Source organism: Candidatus Accumulibacter sp. ACC005 (assembly GCF_907163215.1).
GTDB classification, from domain to species: domain Bacteria; phylum Pseudomonadota; class Gammaproteobacteria; order Burkholderiales; family Rhodocyclaceae; genus Accumulibacter; species Accumulibacter regalis.
Window position 1 is genome coordinate 15,946 of sequence record NZ_CAJQUB010000019.1, and the last position, 13,377, is coordinate 29,322.

General features: G+C 62.4%; 15 protein-coding genes and 2 pseudogenes. 12 read left to right on the forward strand and 5 right to left on the reverse strand.

Translation table 11 applies throughout. The features are described from left to right. Positions 1-41: 41 nt before the first annotated feature. From QZ613_RS20785 to QZ613_RS20795, 3 genes are read right to left on the reverse strand one after another with little or no spacing between them, the layout of a single operon-like run. Positions 42-803 (reverse strand): class III cytochrome C family protein, encoded by a 762-nt coding sequence (locus QZ613_RS20785; RefSeq protein ID WP_291983903.1) that lies wholly within the window; start codon positions 801-803, stop codon positions 42-44. Continuing rightward, the gene (locus tag QZ613_RS20790) at positions 800-1,375 is read right to left on the reverse strand and encodes a hypothetical protein (protein WP_291983905.1); all 576 of its coding nucleotides are present in this window, start codon (positions 1,373-1,375) and stop codon (positions 800-802) included. Before QZ613_RS20790 ends, QZ613_RS20785 begins: the two co-directional genes overlap by 4 nt. A 3-nt stretch (positions 1,376-1,378) precedes the next feature. After that, complete coding sequence (locus QZ613_RS20795; RefSeq protein WP_291983907.1) at positions 1,379-2,611, reverse strand: 2Fe-2S iron-sulfur cluster-binding protein; 1,233 nt, start codon at positions 2,609-2,611, stop codon at positions 1,379-1,381. A gap of 390 nt (positions 2,612-3,001) precedes the next feature. On the opposite strand from QZ613_RS20795, the gene QZ613_RS20800 reads away from it, so the two are divergent. Beyond that, on the forward strand, positions 3,002-3,376 hold the full coding sequence (locus tag QZ613_RS20800; protein WP_291983909.1) for a hypothetical protein: 375 nt from the start codon (positions 3,002-3,004) through the stop codon (positions 3,374-3,376). 552 nt (positions 3,377-3,928) lie between these two features. Here QZ613_RS20800 and QZ613_RS20805 read toward each other — a convergent pair. Together QZ613_RS20805 and QZ613_RS20810 are read right to left on the reverse strand one after the other, a co-directional pair. After that, the gene (locus tag QZ613_RS20805) at positions 3,929-4,252 is read right to left on the reverse strand and encodes a type II toxin-antitoxin system HicB family antitoxin (RefSeq protein WP_291983911.1); all 324 of its coding nucleotides are present in this window, start codon (positions 4,250-4,252) and stop codon (positions 3,929-3,931) included. Beyond that, the gene (locus QZ613_RS20810; protein ID WP_291983913.1) at positions 4,242-4,499 is read right to left on the reverse strand and encodes a toxin HicA; all 258 of its coding nucleotides are present in this window, start codon (positions 4,497-4,499) and stop codon (positions 4,242-4,244) included. The genes QZ613_RS20805 and QZ613_RS20810 overlap by 11 nt, the downstream gene beginning before the upstream one ends. Before the next feature lie 104 nt (positions 4,500-4,603). Here QZ613_RS20810 and QZ613_RS20815 point away from each other — a divergent pair, with 104 nt between their 5' ends. From QZ613_RS20815 to QZ613_RS20865, 11 genes and pseudogenes are all read left to right on the forward strand, one after another. Continuing rightward, positions 4,604-5,218, forward strand: coding sequence for a tyrosine-type recombinase/integrase (locus QZ613_RS20815; RefSeq protein WP_291983915.1), 615 nt, complete (start codon positions 4,604-4,606; stop codon positions 5,216-5,218). Between the two features lie 596 nt (positions 5,219-5,814). After that, positions 5,815-7,102, forward strand: a pseudogene (locus QZ613_RS20820) (RNA polymerase sigma factor). A 95-nt stretch (positions 7,103-7,197) separates the two neighbouring features. Beyond that, the gene (locus QZ613_RS20825; RefSeq protein WP_034910373.1) at positions 7,198-7,590 is read left to right on the forward strand and encodes a YciI family protein; all 393 of its coding nucleotides are present in this window, start codon (positions 7,198-7,200) and stop codon (positions 7,588-7,590) included. Positions 7,591-7,676: 86 nt separating this feature from the next. Continuing rightward, positions 7,677-8,120 carry an SgcJ/EcaC family oxidoreductase gene (locus QZ613_RS20830; protein ID WP_034910375.1) on the forward strand — a complete coding sequence of 148 codons (444 nt, stop codon included), beginning with the start codon at positions 7,677-7,679 and terminating at the stop codon, positions 8,118-8,120. 19 nt (positions 8,121-8,139) lie between these two features. Beyond that, a complete protein-coding gene (locus QZ613_RS20835; RefSeq protein ID WP_034910377.1) occupies positions 8,140-8,583 on the forward strand; it encodes a VOC family protein in 444 nt (147 codons plus the stop codon). A 1-nt stretch (position 8,584) separates the two neighbouring features. Next, complete coding sequence (locus QZ613_RS20840) at positions 8,585-8,995, forward strand: YciI family protein (RefSeq protein WP_034910378.1); 411 nt, start codon at positions 8,585-8,587, stop codon at positions 8,993-8,995. A 130-nt stretch (positions 8,996-9,125) separates the two neighbouring features. Beyond that, a complete protein-coding gene (locus QZ613_RS20845; RefSeq protein ID WP_034910380.1) occupies positions 9,126-9,605 on the forward strand; it encodes a VOC family protein in 480 nt (159 codons plus the stop codon). A 23-nt stretch (positions 9,606-9,628) separates the two neighbouring features. Next, on the forward strand, positions 9,629-10,090 hold the full coding sequence (locus tag QZ613_RS20850; protein ID WP_291983924.1) for an SRPBCC domain-containing protein: 462 nt from the start codon (positions 9,629-9,631) through the stop codon (positions 10,088-10,090). A 362-nt stretch (positions 10,091-10,452) separates the two neighbouring features. Next, positions 10,453-11,933, forward strand: a pseudogene (locus tag QZ613_RS20855) (IS3 family transposase). 131 nt (positions 11,934-12,064) lie between these two features. Continuing rightward, on the forward strand, positions 12,065-13,000 hold the full coding sequence (locus QZ613_RS20860; RefSeq protein ID WP_291983926.1) for an alpha/beta fold hydrolase: 936 nt from the start codon (positions 12,065-12,067) through the stop codon (positions 12,998-13,000). Continuing rightward, entirely contained in the window at positions 12,997-13,167 is a 171-nt protein-coding gene (locus QZ613_RS20865; RefSeq protein WP_291983928.1) for a hypothetical protein, read from the forward strand. The genes QZ613_RS20860 and QZ613_RS20865 overlap by 4 nt, the downstream gene beginning before the upstream one ends. Positions 13,168-13,377 lie beyond the last annotated feature (210 nt).

Below are 13,377 nucleotides of genomic sequence, written 5' to 3' on the forward strand. Positions count from 1 at the left end.
CCGATAAGCGCTCGTACCTGGAGGGCGCGGGCACGACCAGATCAGTCATCGTCATCGTGATCCTTGCGACCGCGTTTCCCGTCCTTCTTGCCGTCTCGTTCACCGCCGCGGCCTCTGATGTCATGTTCGTCGGCGCTTCGGTGACACTCGACGCAATTGTCGAAATCACGAATGCCTTCCTCGATATGCTCGCGACGGATCTTGGCCAGCGAATGTTCGTGGCAACCGTAGCAGGTGTAGCGACTGTAGTCATTGCCCAGATGGCAGGTCACGCAGCGCGCGTTGTGGTCGCGGTCCAGGACAAAGTACTTACTGTGATCGAAACTTGCCGGTAGCCATTTCTCCTGGTTATGGCATTGGCTACAGTTGCCGCTGATCTGTTGGTGCAGAGAGTCGGCAGGTGCCTTGTGGCAAGCTTGGCACTGCTGGAGCGTGTCCTTCTTCAGCAAGGCATGGTTGAAACGCCCTTGCTGCCGGAAACGTTTCACTCCCGCATGATCACTATGGCAAGCGACGCAGTCCTGAGTGGCGAGTTTCTGGTGGAAGGGGGTCGTGGTGAGCGGCTTGGTGATCGGCAAGCCGACGGTTGTCAGGCGACCGATATCAGCCGGTTTGTGACAGCTGATACACAGCTCGGAGCTGGCTCCCAGGAGGGGCGTGTGACAGGCAAAGCAATCGGCTTCCAGTTGCTTGTGACCGGGAATCAGCTTGCCTGGTGCGACCATCAACTGCGGATAGACGAAAGCCAGAATCGCCAACGCGATCAGATTGGCCGCCAGAATGATCTTGACGATACGGCTCATATCCAGCCCCAGAACAGGAAAATGCTGATGATGTGGCCCAGCGCCAAGGTGGCAAAGACGATGAATATCGGGATGTGCACCTTCCGCCACTGGGTCATTGCGTCGAGTGCAACGGCATCCCAGAACACGGCCTGTTCCGCTTCAGACCGCGACAGACCGCGAAGTTGGAAGCGGTCGCGCTGACCCTGCACATGGCGGCGTGAGCGATCCAGCAACAGCTTGCCGACCATGCCGCTGATCACATTCACGCCCATCGCCACTGTCGCCAGCCAGGGCAGGATGGCGTTGAAATGAATACCGGCATGGATCAACACCATCAGCGAGCCGAGCCAGGTGCCGATCTCGTGCAGGGTAAGCAGGGACTTTGTGTTTCCCGTCGTGATGTATTTTCGCTTGCGCAGCGAATAGACCAGCGAGCCAATGATCAGGATCGTCCCCGGAATGCCCATGTAGCGGCCTACCCAAACCAGATTCAGTCGATGGAGCAAGTAGTCGCCTGCCAGGGTAGCTGCAGCGAGCAGACCTACCAACAAGGAGAAGGGGAGGACGTGCTGACGCCAGAGTGAGCTCATTACCTATACCTCCAGCGTAACGCTGCTCTTGGGCGCGCAGACACAGAGCAGGCAGGTGCCCGGTTCAGGATCGAAATCTGGCGGTTGCCGGTAAGCCACCTCACCCGTACGGATCGTCGTTTGACAGGTACCGCAGCCGCCGGCCCGGCAACCGGAATCGACCGCAATACCGTTGGCCTCGGCGAATGCGAGCAAATTTCCGGCAGTGGCTTGCCACGGCAACTGCTTGCCAGAGCGCGCGAAGGTCACGACGACATCGGCATCGTCCGTCGCGGGTGGCGTCGTGGACGTGCTTGTTGCGGCTTGCTTGCGGACGACCGACGCGGGGCCAAAGGCCTCGAAGTGGATATGGGCGTCTGGTACGCCCCAATCGTCGAGCGCAGGGACAAGGCTTTCCATCAACGGGGCGGGGCCGCAGATGTAGAAGTGGTAGGGCTTGAGGGCCAACTCCATGCGCAACAGCGAGAGATTGACGCGGCCCCGGTGATGATAATCGTGCCCGGCGACTTCTTGCCGCTGCGGCTTGCTGAAGCAAAAACGCAAGTGGAAATTCGGATGTGCCGCCGCCAAAGCCTCGAGATGGGCTCGCATCACCAACTCGCTGCCGTCACGCACACCGTAGAAGAGCCAGACCTCGCGCCCGGTTTGTTCGGCGAGGCACCAGTTCAACATGCTCAGCATCGGTGTGATGCCGATGCCACCACCGATCAGAACTACCGGTGCGTCGCTGCGATCGATATGAAAGTGTCCAGCGGGCGCGCGCACCTGGAGGAGGCTGCCGACAGCCACCTGATCGTGGAAGAAACTGGAGGAGCGCCCTGCTGGAAGTTGGCTGCCCTCTGGCGGCAATACCCGTTTGATCGAGACGCGGTAGCTGTCGGGGCGAGGTGCGTCGGACAGCGAATAGCAGCGGGTGATCTGTTCGGTCCCCCCCGTCGTCGTCGGCACATCGAGGCGGAAGGTCAGAAACTGTCCAGGCAGAAACGGCGGCAGCACCTGCCCATCTTCCGGCATGAGGTAAAAAGAGCAAACCGACTCCGCGATATCCTCGACGACCTTGCGTTCAACCCGCAACGTCCGGAACCCTGGCCAGGAAGCTGTCGCCAACGCATCGTCTGCCGTCGCCAAAGGGGCCTTGACAGGCAGGTTGAACTCCACCGCGCGGCTGCGCAAGGCCTGATACTCGTACCAGTGACGGTAGAAGCCGATACCCAGATAGATGGCCACCTGCAGCACGATTCCCGACACGATCCAGAGGAGCAAGTGGAGTGAAGTCATCTTGCTATGCTCTCGGAGAACAAGCGGAAACCATCACCCGGATGGTGGTCACGCTGCCCATGCGGCTAGTCATCGGAAACACCTTGATTCCTTCTCCATGTCGGTTACAGTGATATTACTGATCGCAGGTGAACAGGGCCTGAACGAAGGCATCACCAAGGTAAGCGGGGCATAAGTGCAGGCTTGTGTTGGCGGCGAGTTGAAGGCCCATCGGGAAGGGTGTCTCGCGTCAGCGGGAAGCGAACCATCTCCGCACTTGTCATCTTGCAAGATCAGGCACGACCACTGAACAGGGTTGCGGTGGTTACGCTCTCATCCGCTCCAGACAACCCAACACAGGAGTGAATCATGAAACGGAGAACGTTGGTTCTATCTGCCTTGGTAAGCGCTTTGTCACTGTCTGCTGGGTACGCATTGGCTGCCGATCCGCAACCGTCCAAGGAAAAGGCGCAAGTACCGAAGCAGGAGCAGGTCTATGGCAGCCAACTCATGACGCAAGAAGAGCAGATGGCGTATCGCTCCAAAATGCGGGCCACGAAGACGACGGAGGAACGAGATCAGCTCCGCAAGGAACATCACGAGCAGATGCAGGAGCGTGCCAAGGCGCGTGGTGTGACCCTACCTGACGAACCTCCGGCCAGAGGTGGCGGCATGGGTCCAGGGGGCGGCGGCATGGGTCCAGGCGGCGGTGGAATGGGGCCTGGTGGTGGTCGAGGTCTCTGATCTGAGCATTATTCACCGCCTGCCAAGTGCCACTACCCGCCGGCAAAGCGGTGGGCTGGCAGGCTTGTTTCGCCAACGCCAACGCCAACGCCCGCGATCGACAGCGGGGCTGGTGACCCTGCGCGACACGCGCTGGTCAACGTGTCTCTTGGTCTCAGCCGACAACAGGTCTCTGCGGCCGGCCGCTCTATGATGAGTAAGCCGCCAGGGCACTTGCAAACGTCATCAGGCAGGTTGGGGTCGGATCCAGGTGTAGCGACAACATCGAAGCAGCCGTTCGGCCGGATTTCTTCCCATGCGTCCGGTAAATAATCCATACCGGCCGTCCGCGCCATGTGCCGCCAACGGCCGCTCTGGCCGACGACCTGCCCGAGTCCGCAGGCAACCGGACGGCCGGTTCGAGATCAGTTACCTGCCGTTCGCGCCGGCTGATTTTTTTTCAGGCGCCAGGTCCGTTGATGGCCGATAGGACTCCTCCAGCATCCGCGCGGAAAGCAGCCCACCACCACCTGGCGGAAGGTGTAGCCAGATCGTTAGCGAACGTCGCAGCCGTCAGCCAGCCAGCTTTGCACTGGCCAGCCTGTTCAGGCTCACGCCTTGCTCAGCCGCCTGCATGGCCAATGAGCGATGGACTTCTGGCGGAATTCGGACACGGAACTCACCGCTGTAGTGTTTTTCCGCCAGAGCTACAGGAGCGGTCTCGCCAGCCGTTGTCATGTCGGCGACGATATCGGATACCACCTGACGGATCCCCTCTAACGCTGCCTCTGGCGTCGCTGCGAGCCACGACAGCGACGGGAATTCAGCGCACAGGGCAACGTGCTCGCCGTCCTCGGGCGACCAGGTGACACGGTAGGTGTAATGATCAACGTTCATTGCGCATCTCCTCCAACTTGTCAATTGCCGTTAGCACCTGCCGAACCTGATACCCCTTCGCCTTGCCTTTGTCGTCCTGGATGTTGATCCGGGGATCGCCCACCCAAGGCGTTTTGAAGATCGCATGACTCGTACCCGATTGGCGCGGCTTCCCGAAGTGCTCCTCGCAAACCTTCATGAGATCTCCGAACCGGACGTTCGCCGGCTCGCGCCTCATTTGATCGATAATTTTCTGGATAGATGCCATGGATAAATGGTACCAATAGCGGCACCACTCTTCAAGCCCATCACTGGGAAATTTGCATCCCCGGCAGAACAATCAGACTTCCATCAACTACGAAGGAGTCTGAAATGGAAGCCACTCACAGTCGGGAACCCTGGAACAAAGGCAAGCTGATCGGGCCGAAGCCCCCACTCAAGCCGAAGGAGATCTGGGCGATCCGAATTCAGCTTCAGAACGCGCGTCTCATTCGAGACCTGGCGATGTTCAACCTGGCGATCGACAGCAAGCTGCGCGGCTGCGATCTCGTGAACCTGCGCGTCCGCGATATTGCGCATGGCGGCCAAGTTTTGACGCGGGCGATGGTTGTGCAGCGAAAGACCCAACGGCCAGTCCAGTTCGAGCTGACCGAACCGACGAGGGTCGCCGTCACCGCGTGGGTGGAGAGGGGGAAATTGAGGCCGGAGCAATACCTGTTTCCGAGCCGCCTCTCCACGTCACCTCATCTCTCCACGCGTCAGTATGCCCGCATCGTCCATCGCTGGGTTGCCTCCATCGGCCTCGATCCGACGGTCTATGGCACACACACCATGCGACGCACCAAGGCGACCCTGATCTACAAACGGACGAAGAATCTGCGGGCCGTGCAGATCTTGCTAGGCCACCTAAAGCTGGAAAGCACGATTCGATACCTCGGAATCGACGTAGATGACGCGCTGGAGATCTCCGAGCAAACTGAAATTTAGCGCTCCAAGTTCAGGCCGCATCGTTGCTCGTCGAGGGTTCCGTGCGGCCACTTTCAGGCGCGAGCCTGAATGCGTAAAATCGGCCAGAAGCGGTCATTTCGGAGCGCCGCCCGATAGGGGGCAGTCAGTGCTTCTGTGCAGCAAAGCGTCAATCGGAGGGCGCCCACCTGTGCCGTCGCCTGGGTGTAGATCATGGCGGTGGAGACGGTAGAGCGACCCAGTAGCTGCTCTCCTGCACCGTGCGAATGCCGTAGCAGATTTGCAGCACGGCGGTCGCGAAGATAGGGCGCCAAGTGCGCGGCGTAGCCTATTTCGCAATGCCGGCATTTGTAAGCGCGCGCTCGAATGCCCGCTAGAGCCTTTGATTGACTCGGCACTAAAGCGCGGCCGCAGACCCCGCGGTCGTACAGGTGAACGCTGAGCAGTTCATTATCGGTAGAACCCCCGTCTGTTTCAGACGTTGCGACCGTTTGGGAAGTTCTGGATGCACTGCTGCCCAAGTCATTTCAGGGGGACATGCCTGATGCGGCTCTACCCGACGTTGGGTATGGAGGAGTAGTGTAAGGCTTGTCCTTCAACGAATGGAGATGCCCCGCATGGTCTTTCCTGATTCGTCATCGGAGACAGAACAGCGAGCCCTGACGGCCGCCGTACGTTCGAAGCTCGAGGAGATCTACCGCACCGATTCGCGCCGCGTTTTTGCAACGCTGATCCGCCTCCTCGGCGACTTCGACCTCGCCGAGGAGGCGCTGCACGACGCCTTTCGCGCCGCGCTCGAACAGTGGCCCGAGCAGGGGATGCCGACGAATCCGCGTGCCTGGCTGGTGTCGACAGGACGCTTCAGGGCGGTCGACGCCCTGCGCCGACGCGCGCGCTTCGACTTCGTGGAGGATCTCGACGACCGGCCCGACCCCGCAAGCGAAGGCGGCGGCGAGATGGACAGCCTCGCCGACAGCGTGGGGGACGACCGCCTGCGGCTGATCTTCACCTGCTGCCACCCGATCCTGAGCCCCGAGGCCCAGATCGCGCTGACGCTGCGCGAAGTGTGCGGCCTCACCACCGAAGAGATCGCGCGCGCCTTCCTCGCCGCGCCGCCCACCGTCGCGCAGCGCATCGTGCGCGCCAAGGCACGCATCCGCGACGCGCGCATCCCCTATGCCGTGCCCACCCGCGCGGAACTGCCCGATCGCCTCGACAGCGTGCTGCGGGTGATCTACCTCGTGTTCAGCGAAGGCTACTCGGCATCGGCCGGCGACTCGCTGACGCGCGCCGAACTGTCGGCCGAAGCGATCCGGCTCGGCCGACTGCTCAGCGAGCAGCTCCCCGAGCCGGAGTCGATCGGGCTGCTGGCGCTGATGCTGATCCAGGAGTCACGCCGCGCGGCGCGCACGACGCCGGCCGGCGATCTCGTGCTGCTCGACGAGCAAGGACCGTTCGCAGTGGCGGCACGATCTGATTGCCGAAGGCACGGCGCTGGTCGAGCACGCGCTCGCGTGCAGCCCCGCGGGTCCCTACGCGCTGCAGGCCGCGATCGCAGCGGTACATGCCGAGGCGCCGACCGCTGCCGCAACCGACTGGGCTCAGATCGTCGGCCTCTACGACCTGCTGCTGCAGCGCTACCCCTCGCCGGTGGTCGAGCTCAACCGCGCCGTTGCCCTGGCGATGCGCGACGGGCTGGCGGCCGGCCTGGCCGTGATCGACGCGATCCTGACGCGCGGCGAGCTTGCCGACTACCACCTCGCCCACGCAGCGCGAGCTGACCTGTGCAGACGACTGGGCCGCAACGACGAGGCACGCGCGGCCTACCGGCGGGCCCTGGCGCTGACGCGGCAACGGCCGGAACAGCGTTTCCTCAAACGGCGGCTCGCAGCGCTCGGACCGTGACGTCGAATTTTTTTTCGTCGGGATGTCGATATCGCGTTGCGCCGTTCGACCAGAAGTACGGAAGCCCGACTTCCGCCCTCACCCGGAGACCCACAATGAAATACCTGTGCCTGATTTGTGCAGAGAAAGTCATGGAGCAGATGCCCCGCGCCGATGCGGACAAGCACTTCGAGGAGTACCGGGAGTTCACGGACGCCATCCGGCGCAGCGGCCACTACGTCGGCTGCAACCGGCTCTTGCCGCCCGATGCCGCCAGCACGGTGCGCGTGCGTGACGGCCGGATCTCGGTCACCGACGGCCCCTGGGTCGAGACCAAGGAGCAACTCGGCGGCTACTACCTGATCGAGGCGCGGGACCTGAACGAAGCCATCCAGGTTGCCGCGCGCATTCCGGGCGCGCGCTTCGGATGCGTCGAGGTTCGACCGGTTGCGGAGGACCTGCAGACCGTGCGCGCGCTCGGCTTCGACACGCAGGCGTCCACCTGCTGACACGACAAACGATGGCGATCCGGCCAAGCGCCGGTCGACCACGAGGGCGCACACCGGCGCCGCATCCAACCCCAAGGAGACCCACCATGGACACGAGATCCACCGTCGCACTCAGCGAGACGGAAATCCGCAACACACTGGAAGACTGGGCGGAGGCCGTGCGCGCCCGCGACGTCGCGCGCATCTTCGCCAATTACGCACCGGATATCGTCGCCTTCGACGCCATCGCGCAGCTGCAATTCAAGGGGAGCGACGCCTACCGCAAGCACTGGGACACCTGCATGTCTATGTGCACCGGCGCGATGATCTTCGAGATCCACGACCTGCAGATCACCGCCGACGCGGATCTGGCCTTCGCCCACGCGCTCAACCGCTGCGGCGGCACCGGCCCGAACGGAAAGGAAATGTCGGGCTGGATGCGTATGACTTCCTGCCTGCGCAAGCAGGATGGCCGGTGGCGGATCGTTCACGAACACTTCTCCGCCCCGTTCGACCCGCAAAGCAACGCCGCGCTGTGGCTGGAACCCTGATACCGCCAAGGAGAACACCATGCGAATCAACGCCTATCTTATCTTCGACGGCCAGTGCGATGCGGCCTTCAAGTTCTATCAGCAATGCCTCGGCGGCACCCTCCAGGCCATGCTGCGCTTCGCCGACGCCCCCGCGGGGGAAGACGGTCAGCCGGGTTGCGGACCGATTCCCGCCGAATACGGGAACCGCATCATGCATGCCTGTCTCGCTGTCGGCGACCAGACGCTGATGGCTTCGGACACCGGCCCTCAGTTTCCGTACGAGGGCATCAAGGGCTGCTCGGTCTCGCTGAATGTCGACTCGATCGCCAAGGCCGAGCGCATCTTCGCCGCCCTTGCCGACAACGGCACGATCCAGATGCCACTCGGCGCCACCTTCTGGGCAGCCTGCTTCGGCATGTGCACCGACCGCTTTGGCGTGCCCTGGATGATCAATTGCGAGGCCGACAAGGAGGGTCATTGATATGCGCTTCATGATGCTGGTGATCCCGAAGGGCTACGAGAAGGCACCACCCGGAACAGTGCCCGACGCGAGGGCGGTCGAGGCGATGATGAAGTACAACGAGGCACTGCAGAACGCCGGCGTGCTGATCACGCTCGACGGCTTGCACCCGCCGTCCATGGGCGCGCGCGTGTCCTTCTCCGGCGGCAAGCCAACCGTCACCGACGGCCCCTTCATCGAGACCACGGCGGTGCTCGGCGGCTACTGGATGATCGACGTGAAGTCCAAGGAGGAGGCCGTCGCCTGGGCATCGCGCGCCCCGATGTCGGCCAACGAGATCATCGAGATCCGGCAGGTCCAGGAGATGTCGGATTTTCCGCCCGACGTGCAGAAGGCGGCCGAAGGCTTGGAAGCCATGCGGACGCAGCACTGAAGCCGGCGCGGTCCCGGATTGCCCCGGTTGCCTCCTCAGGCACACGCGGCGCTTCTTGCACCCCTGTGCCCATGGCGTCAGTCGGGAACGCCAAGAGGACTCATGCCCCATACACCCTTGGAGAACTCGGATGGCCAGCAGGAACACGATTTGCCTGTGGTACGACGGTACCGCGTTGGATGCCGCGACGTTCTACGCGGACACATTCCTGGACAGTTCGGTCGGTGCCGTCCACCGTGCGCCCGGCGATTATCCCTCGGGCAATCAGGGCGATGTCTTGACGGTCGAATTCACCGTGATGGGCATCCCTTGTCTCGGCCTGAACGGCGGTCCGGCCTTCAGGCACAGCGAGGCATTCTCATTCCAGGTCGCGACCGAGGACCAGGCCGAAACGGACTGCCTATGGAACGCGATTGTCGGAAACGGCGGTCAAGAGAGCGCGTGCGGCTGGTGCAAGGACAAGTGGGGACTATCGTGGCAGATCACACCACGGGCCCTTACAGACGCCATCGCCGACCCGGATCGAGCAGCGGCGAAGCGCGCCTTCGAGGCCATGATGGCGATGGGAAAGATCGACATCGCGGCGATCGAAGCCGCCCGACGCGGCTGATCCGGACGTCGGCGAAGCGGACGATGACCTGTTTCGGCGCCATCCGCACGCTGCATTACGCCAAGGAGAAGGCCATGAAAGTCACCGTCGAGGCATTCGTTCGCGTCGATCTGGACAAAGTCTGGGCTGCTTGGAACAACCCAGCAGACATCGTGCAATGGAACGCCGCGGACGAAACGTGGCACACCAAAGCGAGGGCCGTCGATTTCCGCGAGGGCGGTACGTTCCGGTCGCGCATGGAGGCGAAGAATGGAACCTCCGGCTTCGACTTCGAGGGGACGGACACTCGGATCGTCGCGACGAAGCTCATTCAGTACCAGATGAGCGACGGCCGAGAGGTGCAGGCCTGCTTTGTTGCCCGCTCCGGGGGATTTCTCGTCACGGAGACGTTTGACGCTGAGACCGAGAATCCACCAGAACTCCAGAGACATGGCTGGCAGGCATTCCTAAACAGTTTTAGCCGGCACGTGGAGGCGAAGAGCTGAGCCCGTTCATGAGCATCATCAAAGCCGAACCGGGCGAGACAGGACGCGATTCGTACAGTTGCTTGCTGAACTGTCCGGTCGATGCGTATCGACTTGGACCGAGCCAAGGGTTACCGAGAGAGGAGGCAGGATGAGTTCGAGGAACCGTATCAGAAACGATGCCAAGGGCAACGCTTATGCGCCGAACCAGCGAAAGGACCGCTCATGAACCGCACAGTGCTCGAGAAGCGAGCCGCATTCCGTGCGCCCCCTGTGCCAATATGACCTGAGACACCTACCCCTGACAAATTAGAGTAGAAAGGTAGGTTCCCATCATGGCAAACGACACGAAGGATCTGATGAACGGACAAGCCGCACTGGCGATGGATGATGCGTTGGAAGGAGCCCGTAGGGCGACTGGAAACGCGTCATCCATCGCGCCGCCGGACCCCGAGGTGGTGGCGACGGCGCGCCGCCGCCAGTTCTCCAGTGCCGACAGGCTGCGCATCCTGACCCTCGCTGACCACTGCACCAAGACGGGTGAAATTGGCGCTCTGTTACGGCGGGAGGGCATCTATTCCTCCCTGCTCGCCACCTGGCGCAAAAGGCGCGCGAGCATCGAACGGGCCGCACTCGAACCGCAAAAGCGTGGGCGCAAGGCCGACCCGGCGCTGGCCGAAGCGCGGCGGCTGGAGCAGCTCACGCGGGAAAACGACCGCCTGCGTCGCCAACTCGCCCAGGCCCACACCATCATCGATGTCCAAAAAAAAGTTTGTATGCTGCTGGGGCAGCTGACGGACGACACGCCGGACGGGAGATCCTGATGCACGCCGTCAATGTCCTGGCGCCAGAGGTTGGGCTGGCACCCGCTTGCGCGGCCTTGCGGATCCCTCGCAGTACGGTCTATCGCGACGACGCGCGCCGGCGGCGCTTGAACGTTTCGCCGCTGACGTCATCGCTGCGACCGGCGCCACCGCTGGCCTTCAGCCCTGCTGAGCGGCAGGCGCTGCGCGACGTGCTGTGCAGCGAGCGCTTTGCCGACTGCGCGCCGCCGAGCATCTACGCCACCCTGCTCGACGAAGGCCGCTACCTGGGCTCGGTGCGCACCATGTACCGCCTGCTGGCCGCCGATGGTCAAGCACGCGAAAGGCGTAATCAGCTTACTCATCCTGCCTACTTCAAACCCGAACTGCTGGCCACCGGACCGAATCAGGTCTGGAGTTGGGACATCACGAAGCTCAAGGGGCCGCTCAAGTGGACTTGCTTCCAGCTGTACGTGATCCTCGACATCTTCAGCCGCTATGTCGTCGGCTGGTTGATCGCGCCGCGTGAGAGCGCCGAACTGGCCAGGCAGTTGATTGCCAAGACCGTCGCCAAACAGGGCGTTGAGCCACGAACGCTCACGGTCCATGCCGACCGCGGGACCAGCATGCGATCCAAGCTTGTGGCAGAACTCCTGGTGGACCTCGATGTGGCCAAGTCCCACAGCCGCCCCTACGTCTCCGACGACAACCCCTTCTCGGAGGCGCAGTTCAAGACCTTGAAGTACCGCCCTGACTTCCCCGAGCGCTTCGGCAGCATCGAAGAAGCCCGCGCTCACTGCCAGCGCTTCTTCCAGTGGTACAACGAACAGCATCGCCATTCCGGCATCGGCTTCATGACTCCGACCGCGGTCCACCATGGCCAGGCTGCACAGCTGTTCGAGCAACGGGCCGACACCCTGAACACTGCCTTCGCTGCTCACCCGAGGCGATTCAAGGGCCACTGCCCGCAACCTCCAACGCTGCCCAGCGCCGCCTGGATCAACCCACCCAAGCAGGAGAACTCGCCGACGAAAACAGACGATCATTGCTCACTAAATTAAGGTGCATCGGTGTCTCAAAGTCATTGACACGTTCCGCGGGCGCAATTTGCCAACCCTGACGAAGCGATTGAAGTCGGCTAGCCCGGCCGTCGGCGGCAATGCGGTCTGGCAATCGGGGAGCGCCGTCCAGTATGCGTGATGCAAGCACCTGGGGAGGCATCTCTACGGCGCTCGCCCTGCTGTCGATTGCGGTCGTCGCCCTGCTCGCCATCAATTACCTGATTCGCCGCAGCCTGGCCGCACCGCGCGTTGCCGAGAGCGGGGTTCCCGACGGGCTACCGTGGCGCCAGGTGGCGATTTCCAGCGAGCGCGGAAAAACTCTGTTTGGCTGGTTCATCCCGGCCGGCGAATGCGCACCGGCACTGGCAATCCTGCATGGCTGGGGTGGCAACGCCGAAATGATGTTGCCGCTGGCCAAGCCCCTGCACGCGGCAGGCTACGCCCTGCTCTTCTTCGACGCACGCAGCCACGGCCGCAGCGATGGCGATACCTTTGCTTCACTGCCTCGCTTTGCTGAAGATCTGGCGCACGCGGTCGATTGGTTGCGCGCCCAGGCGGACGTCGATACATGCCGAGTCGGTGTCATCGGGCATTCCGTAGGGGCGGCAGCGGCTTTGCTTCTCGCCAGCCAACGACAGGACCTGGTCGCCGCCGTGACGCTGGCCGCTTTCGCCGATCCGGCAGCGATCATGCGGCGCTGGCTGAAAGCGCGGCGGATTCCCTATTGGCCGCTGGGGGCCTACATTCTGTACTACGTCCAGCACGTCATTGGCCATCGTTTCGCGGACATCGCACCCTGCCACACCATCTGCACGGCAAGCTGTGCAGTGCTCCTGGTACACGGCACCAACGACGAAACAGTACCGGTCAGCGCCGCGCAGGAAATTTTCGCCAGGCGCCGCGATGAGCGGGTACGCTTGCTGCTGATCCCCGGCAGCCACGATCAGTACGCGGAAATGGAGCGCCACTTCGACACGGTAATCGACTTTCTCGACGCGGCCACAAGACCAACCGTCGACCGCCACGGCAAAGCACTCTCGCCACCAACAACAGGAGATGCAAGGTGAAGAAGCGCTACTGGATGATCATCATCCTGCTGTTGCTCATTGGCCTCGACTGGGTAATCCGTGCGCCTGATTCGCGCTCTCGCCAGCTGACGGCGGCCATTGCTGCACAGGGCAGCGCGATGTTAACGGTGTCGCCTTTCCGTAGAAATCTGGCGTCCACGGCCTGATGAAGTGGGAAGAGCCGTTGGTTTGCTTTGGTTTTTGACTTTCAGCCAAGCATGAATATGCTGGTTTTCCGGTTTGCCGCCGGCTAGGCTCCCGGCGGACGGGTTGCGCAGCAACCCGTCGTCTGGCAAGCGAAGCGCGGCAGGAATGGGCAACCAGGAATCGCTGAGCGCCGTCGGGTATCGACTTCCCGGGGTTTGAGCGGGAGGTGA

Excerpts from the sequence above, each read along its gene's own strand:
- QZ613_RS20830 (WP_034910375.1), top strand. The coding sequence starts at position 7,677 with ATGGACACGAGATCCACCGTCGCACTCAGCGAGACGGAAATCCGCAAC.
- QZ613_RS20785 (WP_291983903.1), bottom strand. The coding sequence starts at position 803 with ATGAGCCGTATCGTCAAGATCATTCTGGCGGCCAATCTGATCGCGTTG.
- QZ613_RS20825 (WP_034910373.1), top strand. The coding sequence starts at position 7,198 with ATGAAATACCTGTGCCTGATTTGTGCAGAGAAAGTCATGGAGCAGATG.
- QZ613_RS20860 (WP_291983926.1), top strand. The coding sequence starts at position 12,065 with ATGCGTGATGCAAGCACCTGGGGAGGCATCTCTACGGCGCTCGCCCTG.
- QZ613_RS20790 (WP_291983905.1), bottom strand. The coding sequence starts at position 1,375 with ATGAGCTCACTCTGGCGTCAGCACGTCCTCCCCTTCTCCTTGTTGGTA.
- QZ613_RS20845 (WP_034910380.1), top strand. The coding sequence starts at position 9,126 with ATGGCCAGCAGGAACACGATTTGCCTGTGGTACGACGGTACCGCGTTG.
- QZ613_RS20810 (WP_291983913.1), bottom strand. The coding sequence starts at position 4,499 with ATGGCATCTATCCAGAAAATTATCGATCAAATGAGGCGCGAGCCGGCG.
- QZ613_RS20850 (WP_291983924.1), top strand. The coding sequence starts at position 9,629 with ATGACCTGTTTCGGCGCCATCCGCACGCTGCATTACGCCAAGGAGAAG.
- QZ613_RS20815 (WP_291983915.1), top strand. The coding sequence starts at position 4,604 with ATGGAAGCCACTCACAGTCGGGAACCCTGGAACAAAGGCAAGCTGATC.
- QZ613_RS20805 (WP_291983911.1), bottom strand. The coding sequence starts at position 4,252 with ATGAACGTTGATCATTACACCTACCGTGTCACCTGGTCGCCCGAGGAC.
- QZ613_RS20800 (WP_291983909.1), top strand. The coding sequence starts at position 3,002 with ATGAAACGGAGAACGTTGGTTCTATCTGCCTTGGTAAGCGCTTTGTCA.
- QZ613_RS20835 (WP_034910377.1), top strand. The coding sequence starts at position 8,140 with ATGCGAATCAACGCCTATCTTATCTTCGACGGCCAGTGCGATGCGGCC.
- QZ613_RS20840 (WP_034910378.1), top strand. The coding sequence starts at position 8,585 with ATGCGCTTCATGATGCTGGTGATCCCGAAGGGCTACGAGAAGGCACCA.